Annotated in this window: 18 protein-coding genes; 11 read left to right on the top strand and 7 right to left on the bottom strand. The window is 41.0% G+C overall.

Annotated elements, in window-relative coordinates:
• Nucleotides 1–3: 3 nt before the first annotated feature.
• The 3 genes from FQ608_RS04255 to FQ608_RS04245 are packed head-to-tail and all read right to left on the bottom strand — an operon-like array spanning nucleotide 4 to nucleotide 4,323.
• Nucleotides 4–1,434: an O-antigen ligase family protein gene (locus FQ608_RS04255; protein WP_158856552.1), complete on the bottom strand. Its 1,431-nt coding sequence runs from the start codon at nucleotides 1,432–1,434 to the stop codon at nucleotides 4–6.
• A gap of 7 nt (nucleotides 1,435–1,441) precedes the next feature.
• A complete protein-coding gene (locus FQ608_RS04250) occupies nucleotides 1,442–3,589 on the bottom strand; it encodes a GumC family protein (protein WP_158856551.1) in 2,148 nt (715 codons plus the stop codon).
• A 2-nt stretch (nucleotides 3,590–3,591) separates the two neighbouring features.
• Nucleotides 3,592–4,323: a TolC family protein gene (locus FQ608_RS04245; protein ID WP_158856550.1), complete on the bottom strand. Its 732-nt coding sequence runs from the start codon at nucleotides 4,321–4,323 to the stop codon at nucleotides 3,592–3,594.
• A 187-nt stretch (nucleotides 4,324–4,510) separates the two neighbouring features.
• On the opposite strand from FQ608_RS04245, the gene FQ608_RS04240 reads away from it, so the two are divergent.
• The gene (locus tag FQ608_RS04240; RefSeq protein ID WP_158856549.1) at nucleotides 4,511–5,149 is read left to right on the top strand and encodes an acyltransferase; all 639 of its coding nucleotides are present in this window, start codon (nucleotides 4,511–4,513) and stop codon (nucleotides 5,147–5,149) included.
• A gap of 43 nt (nucleotides 5,150–5,192) precedes the next feature.
• Nucleotides 5,193–5,891 (top strand): LytR/AlgR family response regulator transcription factor, encoded by a 699-nt coding sequence (locus FQ608_RS04235; protein WP_158856548.1) that lies wholly within the window; start codon nucleotides 5,193–5,195, stop codon nucleotides 5,889–5,891.
• Nucleotides 5,892–5,904: 13 nt separating this feature from the next.
• Here the strand turns inward: FQ608_RS04235 and FQ608_RS04230 are convergent, their stop codons facing one another.
• Nucleotides 5,905–10,020: a PAS domain-containing hybrid sensor histidine kinase/response regulator gene (locus FQ608_RS04230; protein ID WP_158856547.1), complete on the bottom strand. Its 4,116-nt coding sequence runs from the start codon at nucleotides 10,018–10,020 to the stop codon at nucleotides 5,905–5,907.
• A gap of 204 nt (nucleotides 10,021–10,224) precedes the next feature.
• On the opposite strand from FQ608_RS04230, the gene FQ608_RS04225 reads away from it, so the two are divergent.
• Nucleotides 10,225–11,406, top strand: coding sequence for a glycosyltransferase family 2 protein (locus FQ608_RS04225; RefSeq protein WP_158856546.1), 1,182 nt, complete (start codon nucleotides 10,225–10,227; stop codon nucleotides 11,404–11,406).
• A gap of 6 nt (nucleotides 11,407–11,412) precedes the next feature.
• Here FQ608_RS04225 and hrpB read toward each other — a convergent pair whose 3' ends face one another.
• The 3 genes from hrpB to FQ608_RS04210 form a co-directional block, all read right to left on the bottom strand.
• Nucleotides 11,413–13,887, bottom strand: a complete 2,475-nt coding sequence (gene hrpB, locus FQ608_RS04220; protein WP_158856545.1) for an ATP-dependent helicase HrpB — start codon at nucleotides 13,885–13,887, stop codon at nucleotides 11,413–11,415.
• 78 nt (nucleotides 13,888–13,965) lie between these two features.
• Complete coding sequence (locus FQ608_RS04215) at nucleotides 13,966–14,475, bottom strand: DUF2911 domain-containing protein (protein WP_158856544.1); 510 nt, start codon at nucleotides 14,473–14,475, stop codon at nucleotides 13,966–13,968.
• Nucleotides 14,476–14,535: 60 nt separating this feature from the next.
• Entirely contained in the window at nucleotides 14,536–15,681 is a 1,146-nt protein-coding gene (locus FQ608_RS04210; RefSeq protein ID WP_158856543.1) for a Gfo/Idh/MocA family protein, read from the bottom strand.
• 583 nt (nucleotides 15,682–16,264) lie between these two features.
• Between FQ608_RS04210 and FQ608_RS04205 the strand changes: the two genes are divergently transcribed.
• The 8 genes from FQ608_RS04205 to FQ608_RS04170 all read left to right on the top strand — a co-directional run bounded on the left by FQ608_RS04205 (nucleotide 16,265) and on the right by FQ608_RS04170 (nucleotide 24,366).
• Entirely contained in the window at nucleotides 16,265–16,672 is a 408-nt protein-coding gene (locus FQ608_RS04205; RefSeq protein WP_158856542.1) for a response regulator, read from the top strand.
• A 196-nt stretch (nucleotides 16,673–16,868) separates the two neighbouring features.
• A complete protein-coding gene (locus FQ608_RS04200; protein ID WP_158856541.1) occupies nucleotides 16,869–17,387 on the top strand; it encodes a hypothetical protein in 519 nt (172 codons plus the stop codon).
• 59 nt (nucleotides 17,388–17,446) lie between these two features.
• A complete protein-coding gene (locus tag FQ608_RS04195) occupies nucleotides 17,447–17,884 on the top strand; it encodes a phosphoribosyltransferase (RefSeq protein ID WP_158856540.1) in 438 nt (145 codons plus the stop codon).
• On the top strand, nucleotides 17,874–19,721 hold the full coding sequence (locus tag FQ608_RS04190) for a TonB-dependent receptor (protein ID WP_158856539.1): 1,848 nt from the start codon (nucleotides 17,874–17,876) through the stop codon (nucleotides 19,719–19,721). Before FQ608_RS04195 ends, FQ608_RS04190 begins: the two co-directional genes overlap by 11 nt.
• 11 nt (nucleotides 19,722–19,732) lie before the next feature.
• Entirely contained in the window at nucleotides 19,733–20,755 is a 1,023-nt protein-coding gene (locus FQ608_RS04185; protein WP_158856538.1) for an aldo/keto reductase, read from the top strand.
• A gap of 353 nt (nucleotides 20,756–21,108) precedes the next feature.
• Complete coding sequence (locus tag FQ608_RS04180; RefSeq protein WP_158856537.1) at nucleotides 21,109–22,257, top strand: iron-containing alcohol dehydrogenase; 1,149 nt, start codon at nucleotides 21,109–21,111, stop codon at nucleotides 22,255–22,257.
• Nucleotides 22,254–23,000, top strand: coding sequence for a gamma-glutamyl-gamma-aminobutyrate hydrolase family protein (locus FQ608_RS04175; RefSeq protein WP_158856536.1), 747 nt, complete (start codon nucleotides 22,254–22,256; stop codon nucleotides 22,998–23,000). Before FQ608_RS04180 ends, FQ608_RS04175 begins: the two co-directional genes overlap by 4 nt.
• A 4-nt stretch (nucleotides 23,001–23,004) precedes the next feature.
• Complete coding sequence (locus FQ608_RS04170; protein ID WP_158856535.1) at nucleotides 23,005–24,366, top strand: aldehyde dehydrogenase family protein; 1,362 nt, start codon at nucleotides 23,005–23,007, stop codon at nucleotides 24,364–24,366.
• Nucleotides 24,367–24,754 lie beyond the last annotated feature (388 nt).

Here is a 24,754-nt window from a genome sequence, read left to right as displayed (position 1 = left end):
ATATTAGCTTAAAAGTTTCTTTTCCGATAGTTCTTTATCCAAGTCTGGGGCAAGAAAGAAATAGGCCCATGACATATAAATTACAATTCCTGTTGGCATTTGACCCAAAATCGGATTTCCATAACTAGCCAGAATGATTCCAATATATCCCGCATACAAAGCCAGTAATTTCTGTTTAAGACCTCTATCCTTAACTTTCCATATTTTCAGCAGAGCCATCAGCGCAATAAATAATAGGATACTGAGGTGAAGACTTAGACCTACTACGCCCATCTCTGCCCATATTTTCACATACCAACTGTCATTTGGGGTTTCAGCCAGAAATGTTCCCGGACTGAATCGTTGTCCCCATGATCCGGACGTGCCAATCCCTCCGCCAAAGGGCCGATTTTGCAGGTAAGATTTAAATTTTTTCTGATTTTCTTTACGAACATTCAATGATGCGTCATTTGGGTCTAAAGCGGAACGCATTCGTCTAATTTGATAATTATCCTGGCCAATTGAGGAAAATTTCAGAAACGAAAAAACAATGCCAAGTACAACTAGCCCTCCCAGCATGATTTTGAAATTTTTGGAGGCAAATAGAAATGCCATTGCACCACCAACAGGTACAATTAAAGAACCCCGGGTTCCTGATATAATCATCATGTAGAAAAACAAAAGCGACAGAAAAGCATAAATTAGCTTTGTTCGAATAGGATAAGGACCTAACGCTAGAATTGCAGCCATCAATCCAGCTTGGGCAATTCCAGCTCCAAACTGTCCAGCATCTGAAAAAAATGAAAACACCCGTAAATTTCCAAATAGAACATGGGTAGATCTTGGGCCCTGATCCAACCAATTGTTTTCGGCGCCATCTAAGCCAATGTAATATTGCCTTAGCCCCCAGAGAGAGGCTAGAACTGAAAACACCATAATAAAACGGATAAATCTATCCAGGTCTTTCACCTTATGGGCATAGAGTAAAGTAAGGGGGACCGTCAAAATCATATACAGGGCAGTTCCTCTTACGGCATAAAACCAAGCTGCCATACTACGGGCTTCGGGATTGATTATTTCCGCAATATTATATGCCATCCAGATGATACATACCAGCATCAAACTGTTTTTAATTTTTTTGAAGTCTGTTTTAATTTTGGTGTGGAAGATGGCGGAAACTATAGCCAATATCAGTGCGAAATCCACTGAAAGACCCAATGGGATGGAGGACATATATCGAATTGCACCGATAGCTACAAAGGCACAAATCAAAGTAAGATCCAATGCATTGGAAGGCCTCTGCATAACCCAATAAAAAAAAGCGACCCCTATAGGTAGGGCAAAAAGGGCCGCAATACCCAAGATATCAAGGTAAATGACAAGGAAGGCCAAGCATGTTGCGACAACAAGCATTCCCATAATGGCGATTACCCCATTAATTTTGGTCACCTCCATGTATGTCTTAGGATATTAGGTTTTTAATACGCTTCCTCAATCGACTTCGTTTTTTCGGGATTTCCCCAATAATCTCTTCTGTTTCTTCTTCACTAAGCTTATTTAATAATGCTAAGTGTGGTATGCGAATAGTTTGTTTAAGAATTTCTAATGTTGTTTGATTGGCAGCACTCCAAGTTCCCTCAGAATCCAACACCAATATCAAGAGGTGGGATTGATTTATCAAAGAATAATTCAGGTGATGATCTTGGAAATCAGGCATTTCTACAAGTATAAAATCGTGATTATTTGATGAAAAGCGTTTCGCCCAGTTGTTATTTTCAATCTCATACAGGTCCTTATTTGGATCGTAGAGGTGGGTTTCACAGGGAAGTGAAACCTGATTGGTTGTCTCAGATGGACCAAAATAGATGACAGTTTTCTTCCGTAACAAGATCTCCTTAACCATTTTCTGAATCAAAAAGCTTTTTCCTTCTTGCGGCTTCAGGCTATAAAATACAATAATATTCGTCCCGCGGTCCCGGTTGATATACTGGTTCAAGTGATTATATATTTGATTGGTCAGTCGTCTTTGAAGCGGCTCTACCTGTACTCCTTTACGTTGAATAGTCTCATTATTCCATCCACCCGCCACTACTAAACCAGTTAATTTTTGGGCATTCTTTACGGTTTTTATCGTGGAGTCTATAAAGAAGGACAATAAGACTACACCAATGACAAAAAAGCCACTACCCATCAGACCTCCCGCTACAAGGAACAGCTTTTTTGAGGGCAGCGGTTTTTTAGGAAAGAACGGTTCATCAATGAGTTTTTGAGGAGAGGTCATCTCAAGGTCGTATTTTTGAAGGTAAGCCATGTTGAGGCCATGCAATATCGATAAGTATTGGTTCTCATTTACGTCGACTTCTCTTTCTAGGCGCTTCAATTCTGCTCCGAGCGGCGCAAATTCATCTATTTTTTCGATTAGATATTCTTTTCGATTTTGCATGACAGCGATGGCCTGCACTTGCTCTTCATATTGAATCTTGAGCCTTAGCCATTCGTCAAGTGCTTCCCTTCGCTGAAGGCCCTCAAAGGACATGCTGCTGGTAAACAGCTTCTGGGATTCTGCTTCGATCTCTTTTTGAAATTCACGGATTTCTTTTTCGATATCATCGACAAGTTTTGTAGCAGTTCGATTAAGACTTAACCCTAAAAGCTGTTGGTTTCTGGCGACTATTTCATCTTGTAGTCTGCTGATATTTTTAATAACTGACTGCCTAGTTTCAAAACTGGCAAATAATTCTTCGAGTTTATCCAAGTTGGCCTTGGTTCCGGACATCAATTGGGTCGATCTCTCTTCATCCTGCTCGTGTTCGAGCTTGGCTATATCCAGGTATTTACCCTGCTCATAGTAGTTGAGGATTCTGTTTTCAGTCATGAAAATTTTCAGGTCGGATTCCGCAACCCTCAATTTTGTCTGAGCGATTAACAACTGATCTTCGAAGTATTTGATACTGTTGACATTTTCCAACTCTTTCATCTGGGCATACCTGTCCATGAAAGCTCCGGTAATAAACTGCAGTGTATGATAGCATATGGCTGCATCATCTGCCTGAAAGGTCACCTCCATCATGTCTGAAGATGACTTACGGGCTACAAAAAGGTTGTTTAATATATGTTGAATACTGTAATGCGGGTGCTCACGCAATAAGTATTCGATGGGGGAGTCGGGAAATTGCCTATAATGTTCCACAATGGAAGTAAAGGTTTGCTCCAGATTATCAGGAACTATTAATGCTGATTTTAGCGCATCGGGAATGTGGATTTTTAACTCCTCAAAATCCTTTTCCGATAAAATTGCCTCATTTGGTTTATCTTGAATCAAGTGGAGGGCAAGCAATTTTAAAGAGGCGGATTGTACCGTTTCTCTTGACTTAATTAATAAAGTCAGGTTATCAAATAGGTTGTTGGATGTATAGAAATCCATACGTATGGCTCCTCCATCGTTTACCCCCTTATTGGTAGTGGGGTTGGTAAAGATAATGGTAGATGATTCGAATTTTTGGGGTAAAGTTTTGGCTAAGGTAAAAATCAAAAATGCCACCGCGATTGGTATCAGGACAATCCAATATTTGTACCTAAGTAGAAGAAGAAATATTTGTTTGATCGACATGGCTATTTTATGAGTTGACTCAAAGGAAGTCCAAGTAATAGTTCCAATTTTTGTGCGGCGGTCATAAAGCCCCTTCTGGCATTTTCATACTCTGACTGGGCTATTGTGTAGATTTCGGCATTTCGGGTATAAATAGCTCCATCTATATTACCGCTGATGTATTCCAATTCCATTTGGGCAAGGTTACTTTGAGCTTTTTGCTGCATTTCAAACCGAATTTTCATCAGCCGTTGTCCGGTAACAAGCATATTGTATTCTTCCACCACCTGGGAAGCGATGACCAATTCCATTTCCTGGGTTTTATAATAGGTGGCCTCTAATTCGTTTTTTTGCAAGTTGACGCGGTCCTTGCGGGTGTATATTTCTGATAAAGGTATGCTGAGATTTGCGCCGGCTCGGTACCCGTTTGCAATATTTGACAAATCACCTCCACCAGGTCCAGTGGCGATGATGGCCTGATTACCATAGCCGTAATCCACGTAGCCACGCAATAAAGAAGACCAAGATTTTTTGGCCAAGTTGATTCTTGATGTTGCTGATCCAATCAACGCTTGATTTAACTTTACGGTAGGATGATAGGAAATGGCAATATCTATTAGTGAATCAAGTGAGGGCAGTTGTTCCTCTATACTTTGTTGTAAATTAAAATTATAAACAGCCTGAGTTTCTCCTTGAGCTATCAATTCTCCACATATTACAACAACTATTACACTTGTAATTAATTTTTTTAACATAAGATAATCAGCCCAATAAAAATATTAATTTCATTATTGTATATTTAAATTTCATTTTTTTATATATGTAATATAAAAGTTGTAGTCACGTTATTATTGGTTGCTAAAGTTAATGTTTTTTTATAAAAATGTTTTTTTGAATTTAACATTTCTCCTTCTATATTCAAAAAAGCATTCTATTTTTAATATGGTTCAAGAACGAATTAATGAGAAACTTTTGCAAAAAAGCATAGAAATTTATGGTCGGGCGTGGTTAAGCAAAAGCGAAAAACGGAGCCTTTATTTTCATCTCTCAATAGATTTGTGGATCGCCTTCTGGAGGTTGGTAAATGGATTTGTAAGGTTGCGGTCCTGTGCTACCGGGAAATTTATTACTGTAAGGGGAAATCCTAGAATTGAGGGAAGAGGGAAAATCACTATCGGGGATCATTGTAGGATATGGTCTCATATGGGAGTGACGCAACTTTATGCAGGTCCAAGGGCCGAACTAACTATAGGAAACCATACCTTTGTAAATACAGGAACTATCTTGTCTGCTACTAACAGAATAACTATAGGCAACAATGTACAGATAGCCAATCAGGTTATCTTAATGGATGGGGATTTTCATGGAGTGGATGACCGGGAAAAGATGAAGGCACCAAGTGAAATTATCATAGAAGATGACGTTTGGATTGCCACCCGTTCGATGATTTTAAAAGGGGTGACCGTAGGCAAGGGTTCAACGGTAGCTGCTGGGTCTGTCGTCACGAAAGATGTGCCTCCCTTTACTTTGGTGGGAGGAGTACCGGCGAAAATTATTCGTTATTTAAATAAACCAGAATAAATTGTAAAATTTTATATTTCGAAAGAAGTAAAACCAACTAAGAATGATAAATTGTATTGTTATAGATGATGATCCTGCTTCTATTCAAGTCCTGAATTTTTATATTTCCAAAACCAAAGATATGTTATTAAAAGCGTCCTTTACGGATGCAATAGAAGGATTGAATTATCTCTTGGATAACAAAACCCAGATAAACTTGATCTATTTGGATATTGAAATGCCGGAAATGAATGGTTTTGAGATACTTAAACATAGCCAATATGACGGTTCCTTGATCATCATTTCGGCCAATAAAGAAAACGCAATTGCGGCCTTTGAAACCAATGCCTGCTACTATCTGCCAAAACCTTTCAGCTATGATCAATTCCTAAGAGGATTGGAGAAATGTAAAGAAACGACTGTAAAAATTGATCCGGATTCCTACTCAGGAGATTTCATTTTTGTCAAAGATGACCGCATATTCAAAAAGCTACTTTTTTCCGAGATTAACTATTGTGAAGGAAAGGGGGATTATATCAGCATCAAATGCAGCAGTCAAACTTATATGATCAAATCTACCATCGGCAATTTCTTGGAAAAACTGAACGGATATGCCGAATTCGTTCAGGTACACCGAAGTTGGGTGATTAATCTCCATTTTCTGACGGATTTTGATAATGATACGGCAGTTGTTTCCGGAAAAATTATCCCTATTGGGGCAAAATATAGGGAGCTGCTGAAGAATAGTGTCAAATTTTTATAATCCAATATATTCACTACCCGGCCAGGTATTTTTCGATCAGTTTTGTGACCACTGATTCTTCTTCTATGTATTGATCAAGTAAATGTTCGGCCTCTTCTTTTTGAAATTCGGGTAAAGCCTCAATAGCTCGTGAAATTTTCAACATAGCGTCCAATCCTGCCGTGAGAGCTGACCCTTTGATTTTGTGTCCTTCCGCATTTAGCCCGATCAGATCTTCCTTTTGAACCAATTCCGAAAGTTTTTCCTTTGAGTACTTTAATTCTTGAACAGTGATGGTCAAAACTTCCCTTATTATTACAGGGTTATCTCCCAGATACTCTTTCAATTTTTCAATGTTAAGGTGATATTGATCTGGATCAGTGTCTCCCCAGCCAGATTTTATAGATTTAGGTTCACCACTAAACGATTCTGCCTGATTATTTTGGAAAGGAAGCCATTTTTCAAAAATGGATTTTATGGTGTTTTCCACAATTGGTTTAGGGACAAAATCCACCATCCCGGCAACCTGACTTTTTTCTTTTTCTCCTTTGATATTGCCGGCAGTCACGGCCACGATGGGGATATGAAGCAATGCAGGGTTGTTTCTAATGGCAGCTGTTGCCTCATAGCCACTCATGACGGGCATTTGAATGTCCATAAGGATGATGTCGGGTTCCATCTTTTCGGTCAGAGTAAACGCCTCCATTCCGTTTTTGGCTTCTATAATTTCCGCATTGGGAGATATTTTTTTCACAATGGTCTTTGCCAAAAACATATTTATAGTATTGTCCTCCGCTATAAGTACCTTGAAGCGATTTTCAAATGATACCGTTACTGAATCGGACTGCATTTTGGTTGAAATTTTGTTCTTTGGATTGATTTTGGCCAGTGCTTTGACCAAGTCATTTAGCTTAATTGGCTTGGATAATTTTCCAGCAACTTTGAGCTCCCTGGAACTAACATGTATGTACTCATCGTCCGCAGAACTGTGTAATAAAAGGATGGGAATTTCAGAAGTAGGGTGAGAAAAATTCTCCCGTATTTTCCTTATGGTTTCCAAACCATCCATATATGGCATGTTTAAATCCATCAATACAACGTCACAATCCGGATTGTGCTCCAACTTCTGAAGGGCATCGAAGCCGTTATGAGCTTCTGTCACATGAATTTCTTTAAGGCCAAACATTTCTTTCAGAATCAGTCGGTTATTGGCATTGTCATCCACCACCAGTGCCCTTTTGATATAGGATAGATCCATCCAGTTTATCTCCTCACCCTGCTCTGTTTTTAGTTCGATCTCAAAGGAAAAAGTGCTGCCTTTATTTAACGTACTATCCAACTTCAGTTCACTGCCCATCATATGCAACAATTTGTTTGAAATGGTTAGTCCAAGGCCTGTTCCGCCATATTTTTTTGTTGTGGAACCGTCTTCTTGGGAAAAGGCGTCAAAAATCTTCACTTGGGTATCTGGAGATATACCAATGCCTGTATCCCGCACTTCAAACATGAATTTGGATTTGTGGGCATTTATTTTTTCCGAAATGGTGATTTTTAGTTCTATTTCCCCTTCGTTCGTAAACTTCACCGCATTCCCAAGAAGGTTTATGATAATTTGCTTGAGCCGGATATCGTCTATGAAAATATATCTTGGAAGATCAGGGGCCAAGTTAAGTAGCATTTCAATCCCCTTTTTCTGGGCTTGATATGAAACCACGTCAGTGGCCTGTCCGGCCAAGTCATAGATATCAGCCCGGTTAATGTCAAGTTCCAACTTTCCAGCTTCAATTTTGGAGAAATCTAAAATGTCGTTGATTATGTTTAAAAGCGTATTTGCGGATTGGTTGACAATGTTGATGTACTGAAGCTGGGAGTCATTCAGTTCCGTTTTGATCAGCAAGTCGGTAAAACCTATGATGCCATTTAGTGGAGTACGAATTTCGTGACTCATATTTGCGAGAAATTCAGACTTTGCCAAACTGGCTTTTTCAGCCTTCTCTTTGGATTTTGTGAGTCGCTGCTCCAATTTTTTTCTGTCAACGGCATTTCCAATGCTATTGACAAAACTTTTTAGCAAGGACACCTCTGCGTCAGACCATACCCGGTCAAATTTGCATTCATCAAACCCAGTGAATCCCCAGAATTGGTCGTCGTCAAATATGGGGATAGTAAGTATAGATTTGATCCCCTGGTTTTCCAAAAATTGTCTGGTGGGATTTTCCTCAGGCAGGTCTTTTATGATGGCTATGAAGGGCATACCATTAATCATTGGTTTGGCAAAATCACCAAAAATTTCCATCGGAATATTTTGAAGGTCGGGATTGTTGATTTGCGGCTCCGCTTCTTCCGAACTCCATTCAAAACGTTGAGAGGTTTGACGGTTTCCTTCCTCGTCAAAGGAATTCTCAAAGAAATAGACACGATCTACATTTACGGATTTTCCTATAATTTCCAATGAATTGGAGACAGCCTCATATAGATTGTCATTTGAAAGCAATTCGTCCGTAGCGGTAGAAATGGATTGAAGCATCTGCTCTTTCTGCTTCAGTTTTTCATCATTGTGCACCTGCTCGTCAATGTCTTGTATGGTACCATATAAGTAGGTGACCACACCTTCCTCCACATTGGCATCGCCAATTGTTCTAACCCATATTTCCTTTCCCTCGGCAGTGATAAGCTTTAGTTTTTCATCCCATGGTTTCCCGTATTCTATGCATAACTGAACCAGTTCATTCATTTTATCCCTGTAATACCCTTCTTTATAAAACAGAATGGATTCATCTAAGGTGGGTGTGTAATGGTCAGGTAAACAATGGATATTTTTGGTGATTTCTGTCCAAGTAAGTTCTTTATTGCTCATATCCAGTTTCCACCCCCCAATGCGTGCCATCATATGGGTTTGGTTAAGCAGCTCCTTGGCATCTTGTATGGACCTTTCGAGACGTAATCGCTCAGTTACATCTACTGAATTCCCTATAACATATTCATTACCCTCACTGTCTTTTTCAAGGATATTACTATACAACCACACCTTATATCTTCCATTGGTTAATTTAGTGGTCATCAACCCTTTCGCCGTTCCGGTATTTTTTATTTCTTCAAAGTAATTATTTATTTCAGGATGATATTTGACAGGAATAATGTCCCATAGTTTTTTTTCTAGAATTTCACCTGTTGTATAGCCCAAAAGCCTTGCGCCATAGTGATTGAAACTTAAAAACCGCCCATTCAAATCATGGGTTAACATCAGTCCCTGACTGTTTTCAAAAAATGAGCGGAATTTGTTTTCGCTTATGACGAGTTGATATTCCTTTTCTTTTTCCTCCGAAATATCTCTTCCAATAGCGAATATCAATTTACTTCGTTGGTCTGCCGTTGCGGTCCAAGAAAAAGCCTTATACGAACCATTCTTACTTTTGATCCGATGTTGAAAGTAGGAAGTCTGTTTCCCCTGTATCAAATTATTTATTTCCGTCTCCGTAATCTCAATGTCTTCAGGATGAATAAATGATGCCATTGCGGTGTTCGATAATTCATCCTCCGTGTAACCCAACAGGTTTTTAAAGCTTGAGTTTACCTTGATAAATTTACCGTCAAACCGCATAACACAGATCAGATCCTGGGACAACTCGAGTGCTTTTCCCAAAAATTTTTCCTCAAACCTTACTGTACTTTCCAACACCGTAGTAAATATCTGTTCCGCCAAAAGATTGAGGGTGTTTAGTTGATGGGAAAGAAGCATCTCTCTCTCGGTACCCATAACTGCCAAAATCCCCATCTTGTGTCCTTCATGCGTTAATATAGGAGTTAGGCTTATCGCTTGGAGATTCCAAGGTTCTTTGGAAAGAAAGTGACAGGGATTTTCACTGTCATCCTGAAAATGAATAGATTCTGTATTTTGATTCAGTGAGTTTAAAAAAGCTGAAAAGCAATCGCTAAAGGAAATTTGGTCTGGGACCAAGCCATAAGCAGACTTTATCCATAAGCTCTTATTTTCAAAAAAACCGATAAATCCTACAGGTCGGTTTACAGAAATGCAGGCAATTTGTATAATTTGGTCAAGAAAATCATTTTTGATATTTTTTCCCAAATAAAATTTAGTCGGCAAATTTTCTGCTTTTTTCCCATCCTCCCTTTTAATAGAATCATTCATCGGTCAAAATTTATAGCCAAAACAAGGTTTTTTTTAAATAACAAGAGCAATAAAAATAAAAGAAAATTCATTTATTTACTGCGTCAATTTAAGATTTTTAAAATAAGAATTCAAGGTGGTGAATTTTTGAAACCTTATTTTATCTTTACAAAATTAATTTACATTCCCTTATTACTATAAATTTACTTTTAATATTCGAAGAAAATGATTTTGCAGGAAATATTATTTTGGGTTGGCCTTTTCATCGTTTTTTATGCGTTTTTGGGTTATGGGTTTGTGCTGTATTTTTTGGTGAAATTAAAGCTCTCGTTCATATCCTCAATGCCAGCCATCATCTCTGATTACAAACCGGATGTTAGTTTGGTGATACCTTGCTATAATGAATCGGATATCATCCGTGAAAAAGTGATGAATTCATTGACCTTGGATTACGAAAAACAAAAACTTCGACTCTGTTTTATTACCGATGGTTCGACAGATAACTTCAGAGAAGTGTTGGCGGAATTTCCTGACGTAACGCTATTGCATGAAGAAAGAAGGGGAGGAAAGACCGCTGCAGAAAACCGTGCTATGAAGTGGGTTAGTACACCGATAGTCATATTTTCAGATGCCAATACGCTTTTGAATAAAGAAGCGGTGAAAAATATAGTCCGACACTTCGAAAAGGAAGACGTTGGGTGTGTTTCTGGGGAGAAACGGGTTCTAAGCGATGAAAAGGACACCGCAAGCGCAGCAGGGGAAGGGATTTATTGGAAATATGAATCTTTTTTAAAAAAGCTTGATTCCCAATTGTATAGTGCGGTAGGTGCAGCTGGGGAGTTGGTGGCATTCCGTACCTCGCTCTACGAAGACCTCCCGGAGGATACCATTCTGGACGATTTTATGCAGTCCATGCTGATAGCCTCAAAGGGATTCAAAATTGTATATGAACCGGAAGCGTATGCCTTGGAGTCAGGCTCAGCTTCAGTAGCAGAAGAACTAAAAAGAAAAATCCGTATCAGTGCAGGAGGTTGGCAGTCTATGAAAAGACTCTGGGGTAAAATTTCTCCTATCAATCAACCCCTATTGTTTTTCCAATACCTCTCCCATCGGGTTCTAAGGTGGACCGTTACCCCTTTTATACTCATTTTGATTTTTATACTCAATTTTTTTCTCCTAGATTCGGGTTGGGTCTATCCTTTGACTTTGATCGCTCAGATCACCTTTTATTTGGCTGCGGCAGTGGGATATTTTCTTGAAAACAGACAAATTCGGTTAAAAATACTTTTTGTACCCTATTATTTCTGCGTGATGAATTATGCTGTAATTGCAGGGCTTTTCCGTTTTCTGAAAGGGGGACAGAAGGGCACTTGGGAAAAAGCAAAAAGAAAAGCAATGACCACTTAAAGCAACTTAGGAATTTGCTTTTCGCTTCACCCCCCGAACAGCTTCTGCAATAAGAGGGTCCTCCGGCCAATAGTGTTTGGGATAGCGGCGTTTCATTTCTTTTTTCACCTCGTGATAGGCGTTGTTCCAAAAGCTTTTTAAGTCGGTGGTTACCTGGACGGGCTTAAATCCGGGAGAGAGTAAATGGATCAATAAGGGCATTTTCCCGACATTGACCGAAGGAGTTTCCATGAGTCCAAAGAGCTCCTGTAGCCTGGCTGCAAGTATTGGAGGTCCAACCTCTTGATATTGAATACCGATTTTTGATCCGCTGGGAACTTCTAGGTTTTCCGGAGCCAACTGCGGCAATAACTGACCCAAATCATAGGGCAGGCTGTTTTCTAAAACGTCAATCAAATTGATTTTTTTCAATTCCTCAACACTTTTAACCCGGTCGAGGTACAGAATAAGCCAATCCTCGCAGGTATGAAGTAGCGTTTTTGTGGTTACGTCTGGCCAACCCTGCTCCGGGTTCCATTGTCGCAGACAGTTCACTCGGTTTTGCCAGTTTATCACTTCGCTGTTGAAGTTGAGCAAATGTTGTCCCTCGTTTTTAATCGCTTGGAGTACGACGGCTAGCTGGGTTGATTTATTGGGAGCTTTTAGCGGTGTTCGTTGAAGGATAATCTGGCCAATTCTCCATTCTTCCTGCATAATCAGTCCTCCCTGTTTTGTCTCCCAGCTGATTTTATCCCTTCGCTTGATCATAGGCTTCAAGTCTTTTGGATTTAATGGGGCCGCCGAAAAGATCTTACCTAGTTTTTCTCGTGCATCCATATGTGCAATAGCCAACCAGGGTTGATGGGCCAGGTCATCTTTGTAGTCCATGGCTGCCAGTTTGCCATTTGCAAGTTGGAATTTATTCCCCGGTCTGCTTGAGGCTATGCGTTCAGGATAGGCATAGGCGAGTAACAACCCTACGGCATAGGGGTCTACTGGATCATTTTCTGCTGAAATTTGAAGTAGTTTTCGGTATACTTGTGCAACTTTTTCGATTTTTTCTACAGCCCGTCTATTCATTTTATCCCTTCTGTGCCGCCTTAAAAACTCCACCCTGAGGGAAACATCCAAACTCGGCGAATGATCCAAAGGGTCTTTCTCTTCTAAAATAGCGGCCAAATCTGTTGCAAGTGCGGGGGTAAGCAATTCCTTGCCTTTTAACAACATATGTGCGATTCTTGGATGGCAGGGAAGTTCGTAGATAGCCTCTCCATGCGCTGTGATTTTTCCGTCATCAATCGCCCCGATATCCACCAGCGTCTCCAATGCTTGTTGGATTGAGCGCATAGGTGGGGGAGTAAGCCATGTGAGTGATTGGATATCGTTTGTTCCCCATTTCGTCAGCTCCAATACTAATGGTGTCAGATCCGTTTCCAGAATCTCAGGTGTGCGGAATGGAAGTAAATTATAGTGAGTAGCTGATGACCACAGTCGGTAACAGGTTCCCGGCATTAGTCGTCCGGCCCTTCCTGCACGCTGGTCTGCGGCATCTTTGGTAATAGGAAGTGTTGTCAGGCGGGAAAGTCCGCTTTTTGGGTCAAATCTGGAACTGCGCGTGAAGCCGGAGTCGATTACTACCTGAATTCCCTCAATAGTAAGGCTCGTTTCTGCAATCGAAGTAGCGAGTACTATTTTCCGTTTACCGCTAGAATCGGGGAGCAGTGCAGCTTGTTGTTGGGCATGTGGCAGTTGCCCGTATAACTGGTTAACAACGACTTCCGGGTGTTTTCTTTTAAGAGATTCAGCCGTCTTCTTAATTTCTCCCTGACCTGGCAGAAATACCAAAAGGTCTCCCTGAGTTTCTTGTAAAGCTTTTGAGGTTGCCTGACTGCAGATCTCGGGAATTAAGTACGGATCACTCTCTCCGGTGTAAATGACCTTTACCGGGTATTGTTTTCCAAGGCTGGATATTACAGGCGCAGAAAGCAAACTTGACAAAGCTTCTGTCTCCATAGTGGCGGACATCAATAAGATGCGCAGTTCCGGCCGCAATATTTGTTGTATTTCCCTACATAGTGCTAATCCAAGATCAGCATGGATGCTTCGCTCATGAAATTCATCAAAAATAACCAGCCCGATATCCTCCAATGCATTGTCCCGCTGAATCAACCGAGTCAGAATACCTTCGGTGATAACTTCAATTTTCGTTTTAGTTGAAATTCTGGTATCGAAGCGAATGCGGTATCCTACCCGTTCTCCGACCTGTTCACCCAGTAAATCAGCCATTCGGTGCGCAATACTGCTCGCTGCAAGCCTCCGTGGTTCCAGCATCAGGATTTTTTTATTTTCCAGCCAAGGCTCATCCATCAATTGCAAGGGTAGAAGGGTACTTTTACCCGCGCCGGGAGGGGCATGCAGGATGAGCGTTTCCTGTTCCCCCAGCAGATTTTTTACTTCGGGTATTACTTCTTGAATAGGGAGTAAAGGAAAATTAGGAAGCATAGATGGAAGCAGTTTTTTCTAAAAACAAAAAAAGCCGGAAAGTTTCCTATCCGGCTTCAAAATTACTTAAAATTTTATTTATTCAATTTTTACTTTGGCTCTGCCATATTCCCATTTGAGTTCCAAACCGTCCGACAACACATCGTAGGTCAGCCTTTCTGTCAATGTAGAAGTTTGACCAGAAGGCACTGCTACTCGGATTGCATCTTGAGATTCGTCATATTGCGTTCCCCACTGTCCGGTTTGCTTGTTGAAGATAAAGGTACTCATAGATTCACCGGGAATAACAAATATACTGTATTTCCCAGCAGGGAGAGACTTTCCTTCCACTTTGATATCCTTGGAAGTTGCGAAAATCGTCGCCTCATTGGCTCCTGCTCTCCATACTTTCCCTAACGGAATTAGGTCACCAAAGATGGTTCTTCCTTTAACCGCGGGACTGCTGTAATTCACTGTAATGTCCGCTCCGTTAATCGAACCCTCAGCCGTCATTGGCGGACTGGGTTTTTCTTGGCAATAGGACATAAATATCACCGTAAACACCAACAAGCTGGAAATACCCGCCTTCTTTAAATAACTATTTTTCATCTTTTTTTAAGTTTATGGATGAATTAACGTAGCGTAATGCTAATTGTTTCGACCTGCAAATTATATAGTAACCCAGGCTTGCTTTTTGTGACTCTCGATTATCCGCTCACAAATCAAAAGTTCACGGTATCCATCTTCAAAAGTGGGGTAACTGGGGTTATCAGGTTGTTTTCCTGAATCTATTGCGGTATAAACTTCTTTAAACATTTGTTTGGAGGTGTCTGGGAAACCTTCGTTATGTCCTCCGGGAAAACTGATTAGCTTTGCTGCCTCAGTTGAAAATAAGGAGGGATCCTTCATCAGGTGTTGATTGGCAGTTTCTCTTTTCCCTATCCATAATTCATTGGGTTTTTCAGAGCACCATTCAAAATTTGCTTTTGAGCCGGCAATTTCGATGTTTAGTCGGTTTTTACGCCCGGCATTCACTTGACTCACAGTTACGGAGCCTTTATTGCCATTATCAAACTTCAGCAAGACTGACGCATGGTCTTCGGTATTAATAGGCACTTCCTGATAGTCCGAAGGCTGTAGCATTTTACCGGAATAGGTTTCTATTGCTTTCAGCGGTTTTAAACGTGTTTTATGAACGGTAGAGAAATCCGCCATGACAGCTGTAATTTTCAAACCCGTGACATATTCTGTCAAGTCCAGCAAGTGGGAGCCTATATCTGCTATTGCCCTGGAATCACCGGATTTATCCGGCTCCAACCGCCAGTTGTAGTCGGTCTGGAGGAAAAGCCAATCCTGAAGGTATGAGCCCATTATCGAGTAGATATCTCCAAGTTCGCCAGACTCCCGCATGGTTTTCATCTGCCTCACCATCGGATAATACCTTAAGTTGAAATGGACGGCATTTACCAAGCCTTTTTCTTTTGCCAATGCCACCAATTCTTCCGCCTCGTCCAGTTTGGTGGCTAGCGGTTTTTCACAAATGACATGCTTTCCTGCTTCCAGTACAGCTTTGGATTGCTTGAAATGCAAAAAATTCGGCGTACAGATGTGGACGGAATGTATGCTTGAATCTTTCAGCATATCCTCAAAAAGCATGGCCTTTGGGATACCCAAAAGTTCCGCTTTTTGGTCGGCAAGCTCTTGTGTTACTTCTACAAGCGCGGTTACCTCCACGTTAGGAATTCTACGGAGTGCTTCAATGTGGGCAGGACCAATAAATCCCGTGCCGACTACAGCAACTTTAATTTTTTTCATAAGGGTTGATTGTTCTAATCTAGTACAACATGCGGCTAAAGATAGAAGCTACTTTTGTATTTTTCAATCCTTCTACGGATAACTTTTTTGAGGCTTTAGATACTTTCAAAGTTAATTCTTGGACTTTTCAAGTAAAGTTCATCCTGCTTTTCAATATTATCGTATATTAATCAGACTAAAAGGTGCTGTTTTGAGTGTACATTTATTTCTTTAAAAAGCGAAAATTTAAAAATGTATAGGAAATAAGAAGTTAAATCGATAAATGAATGGGGAGTCGATCAAATTAACTTTGGCCCACCTTATGGAATTCATTTTTCTGTCTCCTTAGTACTTGGATATGATTTAAAACTAGCTGTAATTTGCAGCAAGATTCAATGGGTGTAGGGGGAAAACCAATAGCATTTTGGGTGCTCCCGATCCGGTTGATCAATCTCCGATATATAGTTATTTGCAGTAAATGAAGATCTTAAAGCAAACAAATAAGATGATACGCATTTGTTTTTTGTATTTAAGCTGAGGTCGGTAATTTGTTCGATATAGGGGATATCGAATTGATTGTTTGGTGGATAAATAGGTAATACAGATGAAAGATATTAGACAAGTTTGCTTAATTGAGGATGATCCGATAGCCGTATTGCTTTCAAAAAAATTCATGCAACTAACTGGTGCCATCGAAGAAATCATCGTCTATGGAAACGGAAAGGAAGCCTATGAGGGGCTAAAATCCCGATTGAAAGAAGGGAAACAGTTACCCAACCTTATTTTTCTGGATCTAAACATGCCCATTTGGGATGGCTGGAATTTCTTAAAGGAATTCAAAAAACTGAATATTCTTTCAAAACCTATAATATATATTCTTACCAGCTCTACTAGCCAATGTGATAAGGATAAAGCCAAAAATTTTGGTTTGGATGATCATTATTTGGTTAAGCCAATTGACTTGAAGAAAATTAAAGAGATTTTTAAAAAAGAAGTAGAAAGTGGTAATTGATGTTACAAAATAGACTTTTTCTTTTGAGGATTTATATAGTGATGGTGTCGAAGGTTTCATGAAGAAAATTGCAGGTATCACTGCACATTAGTTTTGGTGTAGAATTTTTTTCAGTTTCCGCCAATTATCACTTCGGAATTGCATGATTGGGATTTATTTTTTAAATTGAAACTTTCAATTAAATCCCGAAAAAATCATGCAAACAATCGCCAATATTGACCGTCGATCGATTTTGAAAACAACCGGATGGGTGCTTCCGGTAGCAATTATTTTCCCCATTATTGTACATTTAATCCCACCTTACAACGGTATTCCGATTGGGGCCTACTTATTGCCCATGTTTTATATTCCATTTGTTGCGTTGGTGTGGTATAGACTTCCTGTGGCAATCATAGTGGCTGCCTTGGCGCCAATTTTAAATTTCACACTTACAGGTAATCCAAATTGGGGCTTTATGGCTATTCTGACTACAGAATTAATCCTGTTTACTTTCTTGGCTTATCTAATGCTGAAAGGAAACCTTAAATGGGTAGCCGCTCCGCTTTCTTATATAGGGGCAAAAGTAATTTCATCAGTACTTCTATTGGCGATTCCTATCTTAGACACAGACCCTTTTAATTTCTTTATGGGATCACTTACCACTGCTGCTCCCGGGATTTTGATCCTCTTTTTGATCAATGTGCTAGCGATCAAGTACAACCCTACCAACAATTAAGTCAGTTGAGGAACTAGTCATTTTCCAAAAAGGATTTTTATTAAATCAATATTCTACTCATGGACGAAAAGGTACCTGTATCTTTTGTAACTATAAGTAATGCCATAAAGGAGTTTTCTTTTCCCCAGGCAGACTTGGTCATTGGCATTGGCAGTGGCGGGACGGTACCCGCCAGTTTGGTCGCACATCAACTTGGTGTGCCACTTTATATTGTGTCGGTAAATTACAGAGATGAAAGAAATCAGCCGAAAAGAGAATCCCCGGTATTTCTAGAGGATTTTACCGGGTCCTTTCCGAATGGGTGCAGCATACTACTTGTGGACGATGTCTCCGTCACCGGTAAAACGCTTGAATTAGTGAAAGGAACGTTGAAGGAATATCGTGTGAATACGTTTGTTTTAAAAGGCAAAGCGGATATGGTACTTTTTCCGACTATCAATAAATGTGTCCATTGGCCATGGCATACCAATTCTAAACAGTTAATTTATGAAGGGTAGCGTAATAGCACTGATGATTTTTTTCATGGGGCACGGATCATTAAAGGCTCAGCATCGAGACAGTTTGGTTTTGGAGTTGGATCAGGTCGTGGTGACAGGAACGCGCTTTGAGCAACAAAAGAAGAAAGTTTCAGCATCCATATCCGTAATTTCCCGGGAAACGCTTGACCGATCGGGAGAAATTAACGTTTTGCCCGTTATCGTCCATCAGGTACCTGGTTTTTTTTTAAATGACAGAAGTATGACCGGTTTCGGAGTAGGGCCGGGATCAGGGGGGAATATAAGTATTCGCGGAATAAGCGGTTCTCCAAATAACCGTGTACTTGTACTTATTGATGGACAGCCACAATATATGGGGATTTTTGCCCATCCAATTGCCGATGCCTACAGTGCCTCAGATATAGAACGGGTCGAAGTTCAGCGGGGTGCCGCATCTTTGCTTTATGGCTCCAATGCCATGGGAGGAGCTATCAACCTGATTACCAGAAAAGCGACGGAAGAAGGTTGGCAGGGGTCCGCAAATGTGGGTGTAGGATCCTTTGGAACCTTCCTTGGTACCGCAAATGCAGGCTACAATGAAGGGAAATTTCATTCTATGGTTTCCTTAAATAGAAATCAAACCAATGGATATCGCACGGATGCCAACGATAGTTTTGAAAATACAACGGGGTATTTGAAAATGGGCTATGAATTATCCTCCGCACTATCTGTTTCTGGAGATTTACAACTTGCCAATGCGACGTATAACCAGCCTGGACCAACCGACGCACCCCTCGAAAATGACCAAAGGGAATACTTAAGGGGAAGAGCCGCTGTGTCGCTAAACAATGACTTTGGAGATGTGTCGGGAGCGCTTTTGTTGTTTCACAATTTTGGAGAGCATGAATTTCAGACAGGATTTTTCTCTACCGATCAAAATCAGGGCATCACCTTTTTTCAAAATCTCACCCTACTTCCCAATCAGGTAATTACTGTAGGGCTGGACCACAAGCGATTTGGAGGAAAGGCTGTCAATGAAAATTTACCTCCCCCTGCCCGTATAGGAGTAGGAATCCAACATTGGATCAATGAAACAGACGCATACCTGCAGGTTCAGCAGGATCTCGGCGAAAAGGTAAGTGTGAATGCAGGGGTGCGTCAAGTACACAACTCTCAGTTCGGAGGAAAAACGCTTCCCGGATTCGGTTTGGCCATACAGGCATCCCCGCATACCACGTTGAAGGCATCCAGTTCCAAAGCCTTTCGAAGCCCTTCTATAATAGATCTGTTCCTTTTTCCCGCGTCAAACGAACAGTTGGAGCCTGAAGAATTATGGAACCACGAAGCAGGTTTTCAGGCACAGTTTCTGGATAAAAAGCTCGAGATTGAAGTCATGGCTTTTTTGACCGAAGGCACGAACCTAATTCAGGTAAATCCCATGGAGATGCCGGCTATTGGAAGAAACACGGGTAGTTTTTCAAATAAGGGAATTGAAAGCCAACTGCGCTACAAATCTGATGGTTTTTGGCGTATTGTGTTCAACTACGCCTATGTAGATGCGAGTGAGAATGTACTCTTTGCTCCCAAACATAACTTGAACCTTCAGGCTGATTTCTCAATTAATAAATTCAGCCTTATTCCGTCCATGCAGCTCATAGGGGGGCTTCGCAACAGTCCGTTGGAATCGGCTGCGGCAGAAAGCTATACCCTTTTGGATCTTAGGGGGATGTATCAGATCACTCCCAAAATAAATGCGTATATTACGGGTAGAAATCTGTTGGACACGGCCTATCAACTTGAAAGAGGCTACCCCATGCCGGGGGTAAATATTATAAGTGGAATTCAACTTAAATTTTAACTGACCCAATCATGAAAAATAGCGAACAAAATAACCAAAGAAGGACATTTCTGAAGTCACTTGCCGGATTGACAGCGGGGATGATGTTACCGTTGACAAGTATAAATGTTGATGGGAAGCCTGTTCCAAGTCCCTACATGAGGGATAGATTGGGCGATCTCCTCCCTAAGCGGAAATTTGGAAAATCCGACCTTTCGGTTACTATGTTGGGACTTGGAGGAGCGCATATAGCCAATATGAGCGAGAGTGAGGCGGAAAAGACCATTGAAAGAGCTCTTGAAGGAGGGGTTAGATTTTTTGACAATGCGGAGTCTTATGGGGCCGGAAGGGGGGAAAATAGATATGGCATGTTTCTTACCCCAAAATATAGGGACGTAGCTTTTATACAAAGTAAATCCACGGCCAGAGATGGTAAAACTGCACAGGAGCATTTGGAAGGTTCGCTGAAGCGGATGAAGACGGACTATATAGATCTTTGGCTGATTCATGCCGTAACCAGTCCCTCAGATGTTGACAATAGATTGAAGAATGGCGTGCTGGATTATGTGCTGAAAGCACGCGAAAGTGGAAAAGTAAAACATATCGGATTCTCCGGACATTCTGATTTCAACGCCCATCTACGTATGCTGGAAAGTACGGATGAACTGGAAGCCTGCCAGATGCCTATAAATGCCTTTGATCCAAATTACAAAAGCTTTATCACTAATGTGATGCCAAGGCTAGTTGAAAAGGGCTTGGCCCCCTGCGCCATGAAAACCTTGGCGAATGGAGGATTTTTTGGAGGGACTACTCATTTTAACAGCGGAGACAAGCCAAGAATTGTACCGAATGCGTTAAGTGTGGAGGAGGCCATTTATTTCTCTTGGTCCCTACCCATTAGTGTACTGGTGACTGGCGCCAACGATGCGGATATGCTCAGCGAAAAAATCGAGTTGGCCAAGAGGTTCAAAGCATTTGACGAAACCAAACGGCAGGAGCTGATTAGCCGAGTTTCGGGGTTTGATGGAAAATTAGTGGAGTTTTATAAGGTATAGTCGCTTGTTTTATTTGTTTGGGCATTCCATATTTCAATCAGTGTAATTCTTCAACGTGATTTGTCCTGAGGGAATGCCTTTGTCTGTATTCCTATCAGCTGACAATGCATTATCAAAGATAATTATCCATAACGAAATTTATTTAAGAGATTGGATAGATCCATCCTGCTTGGTTGATGGTCAGTTGGTTTCAGATGGGAATTGAGGTAATTTATTTTAGGCCATGCCTAAATTGGAAATTGCGTATTTTCAATCAAAAAATTAGCTTTCTGTTCCTAACTTATTCGAAAATATTCTTTACTATTGCTTTCTTTTTTATGCTGTAAAACTCCAAAAATTATTAACACCATTTCATGGATATTCAAAAAAAATATAGCTTTAGTTTTCCTACTGCCATCCGGTTTGGCGTGGGTGTAATTACTGAATTGCCGGCCTACCTAAAGTCCCATGGATTGCTCCGTCCCCTACTGGTGACAGATCCCCTAGTAAGCCAACTGGATTTTTTTAAAGCTATCGTAGAAGACCTCAATGCTCAGGGAATATCGGTAGAGGTATATGCTGATATGCATAAGAACCCCGTAGAGTCAGATGTGTTGAAAGGAAAGGAAGCTTATACTTCTACCCGGAGAAATGCTATCGTAGGTGTGGGAGGCGGTGTTCCACTGGATGTTGCCCGGGCCATTGCGTTGAGCATCAATCATCACCGCGACTTGTTTGATTACGATGACTTGATAGGAGGGGACAAATATGTTACAGAACCCATTCCGCATCTCGTAACTGTTCCGACGACATCAGGGACCGGTTCGGAGGTCGGCCGCAGTGCCATTATTGCAGAGGATGAATCCAAAAAGAAACGTATTTTATTTTCTCCAAGTTTGTTGGCAAAAATGGTATTTGCCGATCCTGTGCTGACGATGGATTTGCCGCCTTTTGTAACCGCCGCAACAGGCATGGATGCGCTTACGCACAACTTAGAAGCTTTTTTGGCTAAAAATTTTCATCCAATGTGTAATGGTATAGCACTAGAGGGGATGAAGTTAATCAGTGAATCGATCGTTACTGCCACGCATAAGCCGGACCTGGTATCAAGATCCAAAATGCTTATGGGATCTATGATGGGAGCCGTGGCTTTCCAAAAAGGACTTGGGGTCGTACACAGTTTAGCGCACCCCCTGTCCAGCTTGCTGGATACCCACCACGGCCTTGCCAATGCTGTAAATCTACCTTATGGAATGGAATTCAATTATAATGGTTTTGAATCCCATTTTGACCAAATGGCCTATATGATGGGTCAAGGGCCTGGTGCAGGGGATAGGTTTGTGGATTATCTGTTTGACCTGAATAAGCAGCTGCAGTTGCCCTCAAAGCTGGGAGCTATAGGGGTAAATGAAAGTCATGTTGATACATTGGCTGATTTGGCGAAAGCCGATTTTTGCCATCCCAACAATCCCAAGCCTGTAAGCAGGGAAAATTTCAAACAACTCTACCTGAAAGCATTATGATTAAAATAGGCATCAGTTCCTGTTTTATGTATCCCGACCCGAGTCGCTTGGTATTTGGTCCGAAGACCTTAAGCTATTTTGAAAATGATATGGCAACCTACATCTCCCAGAAAGGGATATTACCTGTGTTAATTCCTAATTTGGTGGATGACCTGTTAATGGATATTTTGGAAGAAATGGATGGATTTGTATTTCAGGGAGGTACGGACCTGGCTCCATCCTCTTACGGCGAAGAACCTATTGTTCCTGGAAAATGGTTGGGGGACCCTGTAAGGGATGCCTACGAATTCAAAATAATGGACTATGCCTTTAAAAATGAGAAACCGATATTTGCTATATGCCGGGGATTTCAATTGCTGAACGTCTACTTGGGAGGAACGTTGTATCAAGATATTGCCACCCAACGGCCAGACGCCATCACCCATAGAGATGCCCAGGCTTATGATAGCCTGAGGCATGAATTGAATCTGGTGCCCGGTGAACTCCTACATCAAATCTATGGAGATAAGAAGGCAGTTGTAAACACAGTCCACCATCAAGGGATCAATGCCTTGGGTAATAACCTTACTGTTTTGGCTACTAGCAAGGAAGATGGGATTATAGAGGCAGTAGAATATTCGAAGGCACCTTCCGGAAAGGTTTTGGCCGTACAATGGCACCCGGAATTCTCTTTTAACAGCACTGATGACATTTTGGATTCGCAATTGCTTTATCAGGCTTTTCTTACCCACCTAACAAACTAGTATAATGAAAATATTTAATCCAGCAAATAACACCCTGATCCAAGAAATTGAAACGGACACCAAAGAGTCTGTTGCGCAGAAAGTTGAATCTTTAAAAGTTGGCCAAAAAGCATGGCAGGCAGTTCCTCTGGCTGAGAGGTTAGGGATAATTCTAAAATATGGAGAATTGGTTCAAGATAAAATAGAAGATCTGGCTCATATACTTACGCTGGAAACGGGAAAACCGATACAACAATCGATAAATGAAATTCGAGGAGCCAATAACCGATTGGTTCATCTTGAAAAGCATGCGATTAAGTGGTTATCTCCGGAGGTAATGACTGAGGGGCCTACACGTGAGGTTGTTGAATATGAACCCTTGGGCGTGATTGCTAATATTTCTGCATGGAATTTCCCCTACAACGTAGGCTACAATGTATTCCTGTATGCACTTGTTGCGGGTAATGCTGTTTGTTACAAACCTTCTGAATTTTCCACCCTTACTGGGTTGAAATTCCAAGAACTTCTTTGGAAAGCGGGAGTACCTTCTGATGTGTTCGCCGCTTTTATTGGTACAGGGGAAGTTGGCCAATATCTATTAGAATCAGATCTGGATGGATATTTCTTTACAGGTTCTTATGAAACTGGTAAATATATCGCCACTCAGGTCGCCCACAAATTGGTGCCTGTTCAGTTGGAACTTGGGGGTAAGGACCCCTTATATGTTATGGATGATGTGCCTGATGTGAAACAAGCGGCAATTAACGCCGCTGAGGGGGCATTTTATAACAATGGGCAGAGTTGCTGCGCGGTTGAGCGCATTTATGTGCAAGACGGGATTTATGATGAATTTATTTCTGCCTTTGTCGAAGAAGTTAAGGGGTATACGATGGGTGATCCGCTTAGCAAAGATACATTTATCGGGCCAGTGACCCGATCACAGCAGGTTGATTTGATCCTAGGTCAAATAAAAGATGCTCTTTTCCACGGTGCGGAAATACGTACCGGAGGGTTTCGCACTGAAGGAGAAGGGAATTACATAGTTCCTACTGTGCTTACAAGTGTAAATCATGACATGCGGGTAATGAAGGAAGAATCCTTTGGACCAATTATAGGGATACAACGGGTAAAAAGTGACCAAGAGGCATTCGAATTAATGAAAGATACGGATTATGGGTTAACGGCAGCAGTTTTTTCCCAAGATCAAGACCGGGCGAGAGCAATTTTAGATAGATTATCCGTAGGAACGGCCTATTGGAATTGTTGTGACCGGGTTAGTCCGGAGGTACCTTGGACCGGAAGGAAAAATTCAGGATTAGGCGCAACACTCAGCTATCAGGGAATAAGGGCCTTTGTTCAGCCGAAAGCATATCACCTTAGGGGTTAGTTTTACCTTTTTGTTACCTTATGCCTGCAAACCTTTACTATTTCATAAAGGGGTGCGGGCATTTTTTATGAAACTAATTCTGATATTTGACGATAAATATTTAAATTTATTGGAAATAATCGAAATATTTATTTTTGATTCTATTTCTTAAGAATCAAAAATCGTTAACTTTAAAGTGCTGTATTATTACGATTGGTATATGTAGATTCTGAGATTGGTAGTCATTCGTTCCATGATGATTTTTTGTGATTTATAGAATTTTTTTTCAAATTATGGATAGAATAGTCAACTGCCTTCCTGCGGGATTCCACGACTTGATGCCATTCGAGAAATCCTGCGCCCTCATTTCAACCTATTATAACCTGCCTAATTAATCAAATTAATTATT

The sequence above is a fragment of the Lunatibacter salilacus genome, from assembly GCF_009797935.1.
In the GTDB taxonomy this organism is placed as follows: domain Bacteria; phylum Bacteroidota; class Bacteroidia; order Cytophagales; family Cyclobacteriaceae; genus Lunatibacter; species Lunatibacter salilacus.
Note: the sequence above shows the minus strand (reverse complement) of the source record. Positions and strands in the feature narration are given on the sequence as shown.